The organism is Mannheimia granulomatis (genome assembly GCF_011455695.1).
Classification (GTDB): domain Bacteria; phylum Pseudomonadota; class Gammaproteobacteria; order Enterobacterales; family Pasteurellaceae; genus Mannheimia; species Mannheimia granulomatis_A.
The window spans coordinates 1,789,647-1,802,354 of sequence record NZ_CP015030.1; the positions used below are offsets into that span (position 1 = coordinate 1,789,647).

Annotated in this window: 13 protein-coding genes; 7 read left to right on the top strand and 6 right to left on the bottom strand. The window is 41.2% G+C overall.

The annotated features are described in order from the left end of the window. Nucleotides 1–6: 6 nt before the first annotated feature. The 3 genes from A4G16_RS08645 to rplU form a co-directional block, all read right to left on the bottom strand. Nucleotides 7–930 (bottom strand): DMT family transporter, encoded by a 924-nt coding sequence (locus tag A4G16_RS08645; RefSeq protein WP_165889537.1) that lies wholly within the window; start codon nucleotides 928–930, stop codon nucleotides 7–9. An 88-nt stretch (nucleotides 931–1,018) separates the two neighbouring features. Beyond that, the gene (rpmA, locus tag A4G16_RS08650) at nucleotides 1,019–1,276 is read right to left on the bottom strand and encodes a 50S ribosomal protein L27 (RefSeq protein WP_027073588.1); all 258 of its coding nucleotides are present in this window, start codon (nucleotides 1,274–1,276) and stop codon (nucleotides 1,019–1,021) included. Between the two features lie 20 nt (nucleotides 1,277–1,296). Next, on the bottom strand, nucleotides 1,297–1,608 hold the full coding sequence (gene rplU, locus A4G16_RS08655; RefSeq protein WP_027073587.1) for a 50S ribosomal protein L21: 312 nt from the start codon (nucleotides 1,606–1,608) through the stop codon (nucleotides 1,297–1,299). 276 nt (nucleotides 1,609–1,884) lie between these two features. Between rplU and ispB the strand changes: the two genes are divergently transcribed. The 6 genes from ispB (at nucleotide 1,885) to mutM (ending at nucleotide 8,016) form a co-directional block, all read left to right on the top strand. Beyond that, nucleotides 1,885–2,880, top strand: coding sequence for an octaprenyl diphosphate synthase (ispB, locus tag A4G16_RS08660; protein WP_165889538.1), 996 nt, complete (start codon nucleotides 1,885–1,887; stop codon nucleotides 2,878–2,880). Nucleotides 2,881–2,985: 105 nt separating this feature from the next. Further along, nucleotides 2,986–3,732 carry an epoxyqueuosine reductase QueH gene (locus A4G16_RS08665; protein WP_165889539.1) on the top strand — a complete coding sequence of 249 codons (747 nt, stop codon included), beginning with the start codon at nucleotides 2,986–2,988 and terminating at the stop codon, nucleotides 3,730–3,732. A gap of 238 nt (nucleotides 3,733–3,970) precedes the next feature. After that, nucleotides 3,971–4,906, top strand: a complete 936-nt coding sequence (gene fabD, locus A4G16_RS08670) for an ACP S-malonyltransferase (protein WP_165889540.1) — start codon at nucleotides 3,971–3,973, stop codon at nucleotides 4,904–4,906. A gap of 98 nt (nucleotides 4,907–5,004) precedes the next feature. Further along, nucleotides 5,005–5,730: a 3-oxoacyl-ACP reductase FabG gene (fabG, locus tag A4G16_RS08675; RefSeq protein WP_165889541.1), complete on the top strand. Its 726-nt coding sequence runs from the start codon at nucleotides 5,005–5,007 to the stop codon at nucleotides 5,728–5,730. Nucleotides 5,731–5,846: 116 nt separating this feature from the next. Beyond that, the gene (gene brnQ / locus A4G16_RS08680; RefSeq protein ID WP_165889542.1) at nucleotides 5,847–7,142 is read left to right on the top strand and encodes a branched-chain amino acid transport system II carrier protein; all 1,296 of its coding nucleotides are present in this window, start codon (nucleotides 5,847–5,849) and stop codon (nucleotides 7,140–7,142) included. Between the two features lie 49 nt (nucleotides 7,143–7,191). After that, nucleotides 7,192–8,016, top strand: a complete 825-nt coding sequence (gene mutM, locus A4G16_RS08685) for a bifunctional DNA-formamidopyrimidine glycosylase/DNA-(apurinic or apyrimidinic site) lyase (protein ID WP_165889543.1) — start codon at nucleotides 7,192–7,194, stop codon at nucleotides 8,014–8,016. Between the two features lie 61 nt (nucleotides 8,017–8,077). Here the strand turns inward: mutM and dtd are convergent, their stop codons facing one another. From dtd to proA, 3 genes are read right to left on the bottom strand one after another with little or no spacing between them, the layout of a single operon-like run. Next, nucleotides 8,078–8,512, bottom strand: a complete 435-nt coding sequence (dtd, locus tag A4G16_RS08690; RefSeq protein WP_165889544.1) for a D-aminoacyl-tRNA deacylase — start codon at nucleotides 8,510–8,512, stop codon at nucleotides 8,078–8,080. Continuing rightward, the gene (locus A4G16_RS08695) at nucleotides 8,487–9,329 is read right to left on the bottom strand and encodes a virulence factor BrkB family protein (protein WP_165889545.1); all 843 of its coding nucleotides are present in this window, start codon (nucleotides 9,327–9,329) and stop codon (nucleotides 8,487–8,489) included. The genes dtd and A4G16_RS08695 overlap by 26 nt, the downstream gene beginning before the upstream one ends. A gap of 1 nt (nucleotide 9,330) precedes the next feature. Next, a complete protein-coding gene (proA, locus tag A4G16_RS08700; RefSeq protein WP_165889546.1) occupies nucleotides 9,331–10,569 on the bottom strand; it encodes a glutamate-5-semialdehyde dehydrogenase in 1,239 nt (412 codons plus the stop codon). A 201-nt stretch (nucleotides 10,570–10,770) separates the two neighbouring features. On the opposite strand from proA, the gene mutL reads away from it, so the two are divergent. Next, nucleotides 10,771–12,684, top strand: a complete 1,914-nt coding sequence (gene mutL / locus A4G16_RS08705; protein ID WP_165889547.1) for a DNA mismatch repair endonuclease MutL — start codon at nucleotides 10,771–10,773, stop codon at nucleotides 12,682–12,684. Nucleotides 12,685–12,708 lie beyond the last annotated feature (24 nt).

Below are 12,708 nucleotides of genomic sequence, written 5' to 3' on the forward strand. Positions count from 1 at the left end.
TTGCAATTAAATACGCCTAAATAGCTTATCGCCCGAAATGGCTAAAATTGCTCCGGTCACCACCACAAAAGCCCCTATATAGCTAATCCAATTCATGTCAGGTTCAATAAAGATATCCGGAAAAAAATAATGACCGATAAGCGAAAAAGTCATAGTAAAAATCGGCAGCATAGTAGTCACAACACTGACTTTAGATGTATCCCAATAATTAAGTGCTTCACTATAAGCTCCATAACCAATTACCGTATTCAAGCAACAAAAAATAAAACACGCCCAGAGAAATCCACCCTCAATGTTGGCGATCTGTAAGGGTGCAGAAAAAGGGAACATTGTGATTGCACAGCCAAAGTAGATAAGCATTAATGCTTGTTGTGCCTTAAATTGAGCCAATAGCAATTTTTGGGCAAGAGCATAAACTACCCATACAAAACTTGCACCTATACTGAATAAAATCCCTAACGTATAAGTACTTAACTGCAAAATCTCGCTGAATTTATCATTAAAAAAAGCAATCAACCCCAGAATTAGTAGACTCGAACCCAATTTCTGAAAAAAACCAAATTTTTCATTAAAAAGAAATACACCAAGTAAAATCATAGTAAAAGGTGCCAATAGCCATAATACTTGGTTAGTTGTCGGAGAAATATAATACAATGCTTGTGCAAATAAAAAGAAATTCGCCGATAATCCTAGCACCCCTAAAATGAGCAATCCGAAATCTTTTTTTCTACAAGCGGCCAAGTTAGGTAATTTTTTTGTAAAAACTAAAATGAATAACAACCCCAATGCAGCAGCTAGAAATCTAAACCAAACAAGTGTTTGCGCATTCATAACTGCCATTACTTGCTGTGTCGCAATAGGTGAAGTTCCCCAAGCGATAGCGGTAATTAAGGCAAAAGCAAAACCTAATAAAGGTCGTTGTTGTTTCATTTTTTTCCTTATATAAAAAATCGAGCACTGATGCTAAACGTAAAAAACCCCGCCAAAAGCGAGGTTTTTATAATTCATGTTGAAATGATTACTCAGCAATAATGCTCACGTATTTACGGCTCTTTTCGCCTTTCACTTCAAATTTAACTTTACCGTCTACAGTTGCAAATAAAGTGTGGTCTTTACCCATACCTACATTTGTACCTGCGTGGAATTTAGTACCACGTTGACGAACAATGATGCTACCTGCTAATACAGATTCACCACCGAAACGTTTAACACCAAGGCGTTTAGCTTCAGAATCACGACCGTTACGAGTTGAACCACCAGCTTTTTTAGTTGCCATCTACTTGATCTCCTCTGAAATTATGCTTGAATCCCAGTGATTTTCACTTCTGTGAACCACTGACGATGACCTTGTTGTTTACGGCTGTGTTTACGACGACGGAATTTAACGATTTTAACTTTATCGCCACGACCTTGTGCTACAACTTCAGCCACTACTTTCGCACCAGCTAATACAGGTGCACCAATTTTAACATCTTCACCGTTAACGACCATTAACACTGAGTCAAACTCAACTTTCTCACCGGTTGCGATTTCAAGTTTTTCTAAACGAACTACTTGACCTTCACTTACTCGGTGTTGTTTGCCGCCACTTTGGAAAACTGCGTACATATTTACTCCGCTACGTGCCAATTGCTTTTGCTTTTAGGCACTCAATTAATTCATAAAAATAGGGCTGCAATTCTACGGAAAAACGAAAAAAAGAGCAAGTGAGATTTTGATAATTTTTTTAAATTAGCAAAATTTTTCGAAAATCAGACTGCTTGCTGTTTTAAAAGATGAAATGACTCGTCCGATTTTATAAGAAAACCGCAATTCTTTTTTGAACAAAGGTTAATTTAAGGTAGAATTGACACAATTTTCATCTTAAAAAAATTAATAGGTTCGATGACAATGCGCTTTTCTTTGGAACAAATCCACGCTCTTGCTAGAGAAGATATGCAAGCAGTGAATGCTGAAATTCTGGCACAACTTAATTCGGAGGTTTTACTGATAAACCAGTTAGGACATTATATTATTGCCGGTGGCGGTAAACGCATTCGCCCTTTAATTGCAGTATTAGCAGCCAGAGCATTGAATTATACAGGTAAAAAACACATTACTGCGGCGGCTTTTATTGAATTTGTACATACTGCCACCCTTCTACATGATGATGTGGTAGACGAATCTAATATGCGTCGTGGCAGACCGACTGCGAATGCCTCTTTTGGCAATGCAGCAAGTGTGTTGGTAGGTGATTATATCTATACACGCTCATTCCAAATGATGACAGATTTAGATTCACTTAGAGTGCTAAAAGTCATGTCTGCGGCTACAAATGCTTTAGCAGAGGGTGAAGTTCAACAATTAATGAATGTAAACGATCCAAACACTACTGAAGCAAATTATATGCGTGTAATATATAATAAAACCGCACGTCTATTTGAAGCAGCTACTCAATGTGTTGCTATTGCAGCAGGAGCAAGTGAAGAAATCGAAAATGCGTTAAAAGCTTATGGTTGCTATTTAGGCACTGCATTCCAATTGATTGATGATATTTTAGATTACTCTGCCCAAAGTGAAAGTTTAGGTAAAAATGTAGGAGATGATTTCGTAGAAGGAAAACCAACCCTACCGTTACTACACGCAATGCACGCTGCCGATAAAGCCGGTAATACAGCTCAAGTCGAACTCATTCGTAAAGCTATTGAAAACGGTGGCGAATTGGAACAAATTCCTGACGTCTTGGCAATTATGGCAGAATATCAATCTTTGGATTACGCCATGCAAAAAGCCCGTGAAGAAGCCCAAAAAGCAGTAGATGCTTTAGCTGTATTGCCAGAAAGTGAATATAAACAGGCACTGATCTCACTGGCGTATTTGTCGGTCGATCGTTCCTATTGATTTGCAAAAAATCAGCTAAATTTAACCGCTTGTAGGGGTGGGTTTTAACCCGCCCACCATATAAATAGAATTTCGGGTGGGTTAAACTCCACCCCCTACGAAAAAATGACAGAACAAAACCAACAGCCCCAAGAACATATTGAAAGCGTCCGTGCCCGTCGCCGTGCGCAAAATCAGAAAAAAGACCCAAACGCCCCGTTTGTGCGTGAAAAGCTGAGTCTTCCGAACGGACATAACAAACTGCTGCTCCACTCCTGCTGTGCGCCTTGCTCGGGCGAAGTGATGGAAGCGATTCATGCCTCCGGTATTGAATTTACCATCTACTTCTACAACCCAAACATCCACCCAATGAAGGAATACCTAATCCGCAAAGAAGAGAATATCCGCTTTGCCGAAAAATGGGGCATTCCGTTTATCGACTTCGATGACGACTACGAAAACGACCGCCGTGAGTGGTTCCAAAAAGCCAAAGGCATGGAGTGGGAGCCGGAGCGTGGCATTCGCTGCACGATGTGCTTTGATATGCGTTTTGAAAAAGCGGCAGAATATGCTCACAACAACGGCTTCCCGGTGTTTACAAGCTGTTTAGGCATTTCTCGCTGGAAAGATATGAACCAGATCAACGACTGTGGCCACCGTGCAGCATCAAAATTTGATGATGTGGTCTATTGGGACTACAACTGGCGTAAAGGTGGCGGCTCGCAACGAATGATCGAGATCAGCAAACGTGAACGTTTCTACCAACAAGAGTATTGCGGCTGCGTCTATTCCTTACGTGATTCCAACAAATGGCGATTAGAAACAGGTCGTGAGCGAATTGAAATCGGGAAACTTTATTATTCGCCGGATTAGACTATGGTGTAGCTGTTAATGCTCCAATGAACAAGCTCCCCTCTTTAGAAAAGAGGGGCAGGGGGAGATTTGACAGAAGTGATAAATGGAGAAAATAGCTGCCGTTAATGTAATGTGCTTTATTGGAACACTATTTTTTCTCTCACTTCGCTAATTGATACTGCCAAATCTCCCCTAACCCCGCTTTGCTAAAGAGGGGAACTGATCACTAAAATTTCAAAAAGAGGATAAAAAAACAATGTCAAAATTTGCTATGGTTTTCCCAGGACAAGGCTCACAAGCTGTTGGTATGCTTGCTGATCTTGCACCACAATTTCCTATCATAGAAAAAACATTTACTGAGGCAAGTGAGGTTTTAGGCTATGATTTATGGGATTTAGTACAAAACGGTACAGCTGAAGATTTAGGTCAAACTCAACGCACACAACCGGCTTTATTGGCAGCATCGGTTGCACTTTACCGTGTATGGCAAGAAAAATTCCCTGAGCAAAAACCGGCTGTAATGGCTGGTCATAGTTTAGGTGAATATTCCGCATTAGTCTGTGCCGGCGTGTTAAATTTCCAAGATGCAATTCAATTAGTCGAATTGCGTGGTAATGCAATGCAACAAGCTGTTCCTGCTGGCAGCGGTGCGATGTTTGCGATTATCGGCTTGGATAATGAGGCGATTATTAAGGCATGTGAGCAAGCAGCAAGCGAGACCGGCGAAATTGTGTCAGCAGTAAACTTCAACAGCCCTGGTCAAGTGGTAATCGCTGGTACGAAAGCCGCAGCGGAAAAAGCAGGCGAATTATGTAAAGCAGCTGGAGCAAAACGTGCTTTACCACTCGCCGTAAGCGTGCCTTCACATTGTGCATTAATGAAACCAGCGGCAGAAAAATTAGAAGCAGCTTTGCAAAATATCACACTAAATCAACCGCTTGTACCGGTTATCAATAACGTGGATGTTGCAGTTGAAACTAATGCAGAAGCAATTCGCAACGCATTAGTGCGCCAGCTGTATAGCCCTGTTCGCTGGACGGAAACGGTCGAGAAAATGGCTCAAGACGGTGTTACCACTTTATACGAAATCGGGCCGGGTAAAGTATTAACAGGCTTAACAAGCCGTATTGTAAAAGAATTAAATGCTAAAGCGGTGAATGATTTAACCTCATTCGAGGCATTGGAATTTTAATCGTAGGGGCGGGTTTTAACCCTCCCATGCAAAATAGACCTATATCGGGCGGGTTAAAACCCGCCCCTACGTCAATATAAGTTCAAAAGGAACAAAACATGCAAAAAAAAATCGCATTAGTCACGGGTGCAACCCGTGGTATCGGTAAAGCGACTGCCGAAGAATTAGTCGCAAAAGGTTATACCGTAATCGGTACCGCGACTTCAGAAAAAGGTGCCGAGTCAATTTCTGCTTACTTAGGCGAAAACGGCAAAGGCTTAGTATTAAATGTTGCTGATGCAGAATCTATTGATTCAGTGTTAAAACAAATCAAAGAGAGCTTTGGTGATATTGATGTGTTAGTAAACAACGCCGGTATTACCCGTGACGGCTTATTAATGCGTATGAAAGATGATGATTGGTTCGATATTATCCAAACCAACCTCACTTCTGTTTACCGCTTATCCAAAGCTGTGTTACGCCCAATGATGAAAAAAGGCGGTCGTATTATCAGTATTGGCTCCGTGGTTGGCTCAATGGGTAACCCGGGTCAAACAAACTACTGTGCAGCAAAAGCCGGCTTAGTAGGCTTTTCAAAATCGTTAGCAAAAGAAGTTGCTAGTCGTGGCATTACAGTAAACGTAGTAGCACCGGGCTTTATCGCAACAGATATGACCGATGAATTAAACGAAGATCAACGTAATGCTATTTTAAGCCAAATCCCTGCAGGTGAACTCGGCTCACCACAGGATATCGCTAAAGCTGTAGCGTTCTTAGCCTCAGATGATGCTCGTTACATCAATGGTGAAACCATTCATGTGAATGGTGGTTTATACATGGGCTAAGCTGTAACAAGCGGTCTTTTTTCAGCCGAACTTTGTAAATATTACAAAGTTCGGTTTTATCGTTTTTTATTTTGTGTTGTTGCCTCCTTTAGCAGGCAAAAAAGTGTAAATGTGTTATGACTAGAAATACCTTAGTGGTCGGCTTTTTGCTGTTTGCCATTTTTTTCGGGGCGGGGAATTTAATCTTTCCGCCAAAATTGGGCTTTGAAAGCGGTGCGGAATTTGCATCTGCTATTTCAGGTTTTGTATTAACAGGTGTTGGTCTTCCGTTATTGGGCATTGTGGTTAGCGCATTCTATAATGGTGGCTATAAATCAGCGCTAGACAAAATCCACCCCTATTTTTCGCTGATTTTCTTAATTTCTATTTATCTGGCAATCGGACCATTTTTTGCCGGACCTCGTACCGCGGCAACTGCATACGAAATGGCCTTAATGCCGTTTTTAGGGGAATCAAGCCAACTTTCCATGCTGATTTTTACCCTGGTTTATTTCGCCCTTACTCTTTGGTTGGCGATTAATCCGACTAAAGTGGTCGATCGCATCGGTGCAGTACTTACCCCAATTTTACTCATCGCTATTATTGCCTTAGTGGTACGGGCAAGCATGATTTTAACCGGTGACAGCCCATTAGCAACGGCTCAGCCGACTGAGCAATCCTACTTCTTTAAAGGCATGGTGGATGGCTACCTTACTATGGATGCGCTTGCTTCATTAGCCTACTCAGTGATTGTACTCCATGCCATTCGAGGCAAAAGTGTTAGCCAAGCCTCACTACAAAGACAAACCGTTGCCGCAGGCTTAGTGGCAGCAGTAGCTCTTGCGGTAATTTATATTGGATTAGGCTGGATTGGGAATAACATTCCTATGAGTGCAGAAACGCTGGCAATGCTTGCTGAGAAAAAATTGGATATGGGAACCTATATTCTCAACACCATTACTACCCAAGCTTTTGGTGAACTCGGACGTGCTGTATTAGGTATTATCGTTTCCCTTGCTTGCTTAACAACTGCTGTAGGCTTAGCGGTATCTGTCAGCGAATATTTTAATGAGATTTTCCCCAAAATCTCATACAAAGTTTATGCGGTACTATTTACCGTTATTAGCTTTATTATCGCAAACCAAGGTTTAAAAGAAGTAATCAGTAAATCTATTCCTGTGCTATTAGTGCTCTATCCGATTGCGATGACTATCATTTTTATGCTGTTAATTAATTTAGTGATTAAGCTGCCTCTTACCGCACAACGCCTATCGCTTTTATTGGTAACAGTCGTTGCGATTGCCTCGGTTGCCGGTGTAGGATTTACTGAGAATTTACCACTGAAAGCCTATTCTATGGAGTGGTTACCTTTTGCCGTTATTGGCTGTGTAGTTGGAGCAGTACTACATCCACTTATCAGCAGAAAAGCATAAATCAAGTCAAGGCAGTGATAATTCACTGCCTACTTTTTAGGAGAAAACAATGCCTGAATTACCCGAAGTTGAAACAAGCGTGAGAGGTGTAGAACCTTATTTGGTGGGGCAAACGATAAAGCAGATTATTGTTCGCCAACCTAAATTGCGTTGGATGGTAAGCCCGGAAATTATCACTATGCAAAATGCAAAAATCCATGCTGTAGAAAGACGAGCTAAATATCTCATTATCCGAACTACTCAAGGCGATATTTTGCTGCATTTGGGCATGTCCGGCTCGCTGGGGATCTTAAAAGAAGTCCAACAAAAAGAAGCCGGAAAGCACGATCACATTGATCTTGTTACTGAAAATGGCACTATCTTGCGTTATTACGATCCACGCAAGTTCGGCTGCTGGCTTTGGACAGAAAAAGCAGAAGAACACGAACTGCTGCGTAAACTAGGGCCGGAGCCACTCTCTGAAGCCTTTACGACAGATTATCTCTTTGCAAAAAGTCGCAAAAAAACGACCGCTTGTAAAACCTTTATTATGACTAATGAAGTGGTAGTTGGCGTGGGCAATATCTATGCTTGCGAAAGTCTGTTTATGGCGGGAATTCACCCCGAATTAGCAGCACAGAATCTGACTCAAAAACAGTGCGAACGCTTAGTAAAAGTTATTAAAGAAGTGCTAACCAAAGCAATTATTCAAGGTGGCACTACACTGAAAGATTTCATTCAACCGGATGGAAAACCGGGCTATTTCGCTCAAGTGCTGCAAGTATATGGACGAAAAGGTGAAAGTTGTAATGATTGTGGTAGCACGATTGAAGCCAAGGTGATCGGGCAGCGTAACAGCTTTTTCTGTCCAAACTGCCAGAAATTGCCGAAATAAATAGCTTATTAGGATTATTTGGGCAGACAGGTCTGCCCAGACTTTTCAAATAAGATATTTTCTAAACCTGTAACCAAAAAGTTACCGGACCGTCATTTTGTAGGCTTACTTGCATATCGGCAGCAAATTGCCCTGTTTGCGTGTGGATTTTTTGCTTGGCTTGTTGATGAAAATAATTGTATAAACGCTCAGCATCCATAGGTTTTGCACCTTTAGAGAAACTTGGGCGTAAACCTTTGTTAGTATCGGCTGCTAGCGTAAATTGTGAAACTACCAACAAACCGCCGCCAGCTTGCTGAACATTGAGGTTCATTTTGCCCTGCTCGTCTGAAAAAACACGGTAATTTAGCACTTTTTCCAGTAGTTTATCTGCTTTCACCTCATCATCATCTTGTTCAACACCAAGTAAGACTAATAAACCATGTTTAATTTCACCCACAATTTGGTTTTCTACTTCTACTCTAGCCCATTTAACTCTCTGAATTAAGCCTATCATCGTATTCCTTATCCTCTTTAATCTCTTTTAAAATAGCAGCAAATTGACCGCCAAGTAACACCACCTGCCAGCTCAAGTGAATCCAAACAATCATAATCGGTAACACTGCTAATGCACCGTAGATAGCTTGGTAAGAAGGGAAAGTAGTGATATACCAAATAAAAGCCTGTTTTCCTAAGGTAAAGAAAATCGCTGCTAATAATGCCCCAAATGCAGCGTGTTTAAATTCTACTTTAGCATTTGGAACAAACTTATAAACCAACGAAAAGAGTAACCAAATCAACAAAAACGGCATACACTCCAACAAATATTGCCCGATAGACAAAGTACCTGTCCCGTTAAAAATAGCCAATGACATCACGTAAGTACTAATTGCAATACTAGCACCAGCAAGTAATGGGCCAAAAAGTAGAATCGCAAAATAGAGCAAAAAAGAAAACCAAATTGGTCTGCTTTTACTATTGTGCCAAATCGTATTCAAGGTTTCGTCAATACTTTTGATCAACATAATAGCTACAACAAATAAACCGATAATACTCACTAGCCCCATTTTTTGGGAATTACTCACAAATAGCTCAATATATTGCGATATCATTTCTCCTGCATTTGGAGCAAAATTGTCATAAATAAAGGCTTTTAACTGCTCATTTGCCTCATTAAAAATAGGAAAAAACGTAAACATTGAAAACAGCACCATAATTAACGGCACAATCGCAAGCATTGTGCTATACGTCAGATAACCTGCTGAAATTGCAATGTTATTTTCCGAGTAACGTTTAGCAAAGAGTTTAATAAATTCAAAAGTCCGCTTTAACATACTATCCTCTAACTAAATAATCACTTTCACACACCCATTTATAGGTAGTTAATGCTTCAAGCCCCATAGGACCTCGAGCATGCAATTTTTGGGTGCTGACCGCTACCTCTGCTCCTAGCCCAAATTCACCGCCGTCAGTAAAACGGGTGCTGGAGTTAATGTAAACTGCGGCAGCATCCACTTGTTGCACAAATTGGCGGGAAAGTTGGTAATCTGAAGTTAAAATCCCCTCTGAATGTTGCGAACCATAGCGGCGAATATGTGCCACTGCTTCCTCTAAACCATCAACCACCACGACATTTAAATCAAGTGAAAGCCATTCTTGGCTTAACTTTTCTACATCAAGCGGTTCAATTCCATCAATTTTTTGCAAATCGTTGCTGTGAATAGTGACCCCTAAACTATCCATTCTTGCGATCAATTTAGGTAAAAACTCAACGGCGATTGCCTTATCTACCAATAAGGTTTCAAGCGTATTGCAGGTACTCGGTCGCTGGGTTTTGGCATTAGCAATAACATCAAGAGATTTTTCTTGATCTGCAGTTTTCTCCACAAATAAATGGCACACACCAATACCACCAACAATCACCGGAATAGTAGAATTTTCTTTACAGAATTGGTGCAAACCTGCTCCGCCACGTGGGATCACCATATCAATATAGCGCTCTAATTTAAGCAATTCTAATAATAAAGCGCGATCAGGATCGGTTACTGCCTGTACCGCTAATTTCGGCAGCCCGGCTTTTTCTAGGGCATCTTGCACCACATCGACTAACACCGCATTGGTGAATTTCGTCTCTTTACCACCACGTAAAATCACCGCATTGCCTGTTTTTAAGCAAAGGGAGGCAACATCAATCGTGACATTCGGACGAGCTTCGTAAATGGTTAAAATCACCCCTAAAGGCACACGTTGACGTTCAATTTTTAACCCGCTATTTAATACGCCACCGTCTATCACTTGCCCCACAGGATCAGCTAATTTCGCTACATTTCGTACATCATTCGCGATACTTTTTAAACGGCTTTCATTTAATAATAAACGGTCAATAATCGCCAAAGATATCCCTTGTGATTGAGCAAATTCAATGTCTTTCGCATTGGCATACAAAATTTCTGTTGCACGTTGTTCAAGATTATCAGCAATAGTAAGTAAGGCTTGATTTTTTTGCAGATTACCGAATTGTGCCAGCTCAAAACTGGCTTGTTTAGCTTGCTTGGCAAGGTCTTTCATTTGCATACTTTAATTCTCTTTTTATTAACATTAGCCATAATCTAACATGTTCTTTTATGTGAAGAAATATGCAAAAGGGGAGAAAATTGGATAAAATGGAGGAATTTTAAAATATGCAGCCCCAAATAGGGCGAGTTATGCTTAACCTAGTACGGCTTGCCATGCTAGACAATACCTATAAGCTCTTATCTCTTTTAGGCATAAAAAATGAGAAATAACACCCCAAAACAACTTATCCATATTCTTCCTCCACAACTGGCAAACCAAATTGCTGCCGGTGAGGTGGTGGAACGCCCTGCGTCTGTGGTAAAAGAGTTGGTAGAAAACAGCTTAGATGCCGGAGCGAATCATATTCAAATCGATATTGAAAAAGGCGGCTCGCAGTTAATCCGTATTCGAGATAACGGCTGTGGCATCGCCAAATTAGACTTGCCGTTAGCTCTCGCCCGCCACGCTACCAGTAAAATCAGTAGCCTAGAAGACCTAGAAGCAATCTTAAGTCTTGGATTTCGTGGAGAAGCCCTTGCCAGTATCAGCTCGGTTTCACGCCTCACGCTAACCTCTCGCACCGCAGAACAAAGCGAGGCATGGCAAGCCTATACTCAGGGGAGAGAAATGGAAGTGGAAATTCAACCTGCTTCTCACCCAATCGGCACAACCATTGAAGTGGCAAACCTGTTTTTCAACACGCCTGCACGCCGTAAATTTCTACGCACCGATAAAACCGAATTTACCCATATTGATGAGGTAGTTCGTCGCATTGCGCTTGCCAAACCGAATATCAGCTTTACGCTAAGCCACAATGGCAAAATCGTCCGTCAATACCGCAAAGTACAAGACAACTCGGTTGAACAGCAACAAAAACGAGTTGCCGCGATTTGTGGAGATGACTTTATTCAACAAGCTACTCATATTGACTGGCAACATGGCGATTTACATTTACACGGCTGGATTGGCTCACCTGTCCTTGCTCGTCCACAAAACGATCTCTGCTATAGCTATGTAAACGGGCGAATGATGAGAGATAAAACCATTAATCACGCTATTCGCCAAGCCTATGGCGAACGCATTGCCACCGGCAATTATCCTGCTTTTGTGGTGTTTTTGGATTTAGATCCGACCATGGTGGATGTGAACGTTCACCCGGCCAAACATGAAGTACGCTTTCATCAAGGAAGACTGGTACACGATTTTATTTTACAAGGAGTTACCAATAGCCTAGAGCAAGGGCAAACAACTCTAGCTCTGCATGATGAACTCAATGAGCCACTACCACCCACTTATGGAAAAGATACTAACCGCCAAGCGGCAGGACAGAATATCTTTGTGGAATCTGTAGAATTCCAGCCAACACAAGCGGTCAAATTTTCCGAAAAAAATGCAAATCACTCAAGCTATACGCCTAAATTTGAGCGAAGCCACAGCGTGAGTTCATCGGCTCAAAAATGGTATAAAGAGCTAATCAGCAACAATGGGCGAAATGATGTTCCACAAACTGAATCCGGCCTCAAAAGCACACTCGAAACACCAAATTTTACATCAAAAGTAGAAATTAAGCAGGATGTTCAAACTAAAACGGCTTCGCAAAAAATCAGCGATATTACACCGCTTGCAAGCCATCATTCACAGACGTTAGCGATTGTAAAAAACCAAGCAATATTAATGAAAGAGAACGAGGATTTTTACCTTATTTCTCTAGCTCAATTATCACAACTTAAATTTGCTTACCAACTAAGCAAAGGGCAATCTCAAGCGTTATTGATTCCACTTAACCTTACTTTAGATGAGCAACAAGCCGAACATTGGCAAAAGTATAAAGAGGAATTAGCCAAGCTCGGTTTTTCCATTACCGAAAAACATTGGCAACAACAAACCCGCTTAACGGTGTTATCAGTGCCACAGCCACTTCGAGAGCAGAACTTACAGCAGCTTTTATTTGCGTTATTTAACCAAATACAAGCGGTTAATTTAACCGAATTTTTTGCAAAAAAATGCGAGATTCCAACCGCTTGCACACTTAGCGATGCGGTAGCACAGCTCTCTGAAATCGAACTTTACCCGAATGGGAAAAAAGAGATTGATAGAATTAGGAAAGAAGTGGATTTTTCAGCATATTTATGAACAACAAAGGGCGCCATACGCCCT

Excerpts from the sequence above, each read along its gene's own strand:
- fabD (WP_165889540.1), top strand. The coding sequence starts at position 3,971 with ATGTCAAAATTTGCTATGGTTTTCCCAGGACAAGGCTCACAAGCTGTT.
- mutL (WP_165889547.1), top strand. The coding sequence starts at position 10,771 with ATGAGAAATAACACCCCAAAACAACTTATCCATATTCTTCCTCCACAA.
- A4G16_RS08645 (WP_165889537.1), bottom strand. The coding sequence starts at position 930 with ATGAAACAACAACGACCTTTATTAGGTTTTGCTTTTGCCTTAATTACC.
- A4G16_RS08695 (WP_165889545.1), bottom strand. The coding sequence starts at position 9,329 with ATGTTAAAGCGGACTTTTGAATTTATTAAACTCTTTGCTAAACGTTAC.
- rplU (WP_027073587.1), bottom strand. The coding sequence starts at position 1,608 with ATGTACGCAGTTTTCCAAAGTGGCGGCAAACAACACCGAGTAAGTGAA.
- A4G16_RS08665 (WP_165889539.1), top strand. The coding sequence starts at position 2,986 with ATGACAGAACAAAACCAACAGCCCCAAGAACATATTGAAAGCGTCCGT.
- mutM (WP_165889543.1), top strand. The coding sequence starts at position 7,192 with ATGCCTGAATTACCCGAAGTTGAAACAAGCGTGAGAGGTGTAGAACCT.
- brnQ (WP_165889542.1), top strand. The coding sequence starts at position 5,847 with ATGACTAGAAATACCTTAGTGGTCGGCTTTTTGCTGTTTGCCATTTTT.
- dtd (WP_165889544.1), bottom strand. The coding sequence starts at position 8,512 with ATGATAGGCTTAATTCAGAGAGTTAAATGGGCTAGAGTAGAAGTAGAA.
- rpmA (WP_027073588.1), bottom strand. The coding sequence starts at position 1,276 with ATGGCAACTAAAAAAGCTGGTGGTTCAACTCGTAACGGTCGTGATTCT.
- fabG (WP_165889541.1), top strand. The coding sequence starts at position 5,005 with ATGCAAAAAAAAATCGCATTAGTCACGGGTGCAACCCGTGGTATCGGT.
- proA (WP_165889546.1), bottom strand. The coding sequence starts at position 10,569 with ATGCAAATGAAAGACCTTGCCAAGCAAGCTAAACAAGCCAGTTTTGAG.
- ispB (WP_165889538.1), top strand. The coding sequence starts at position 1,885 with ATGACAATGCGCTTTTCTTTGGAACAAATCCACGCTCTTGCTAGAGAA.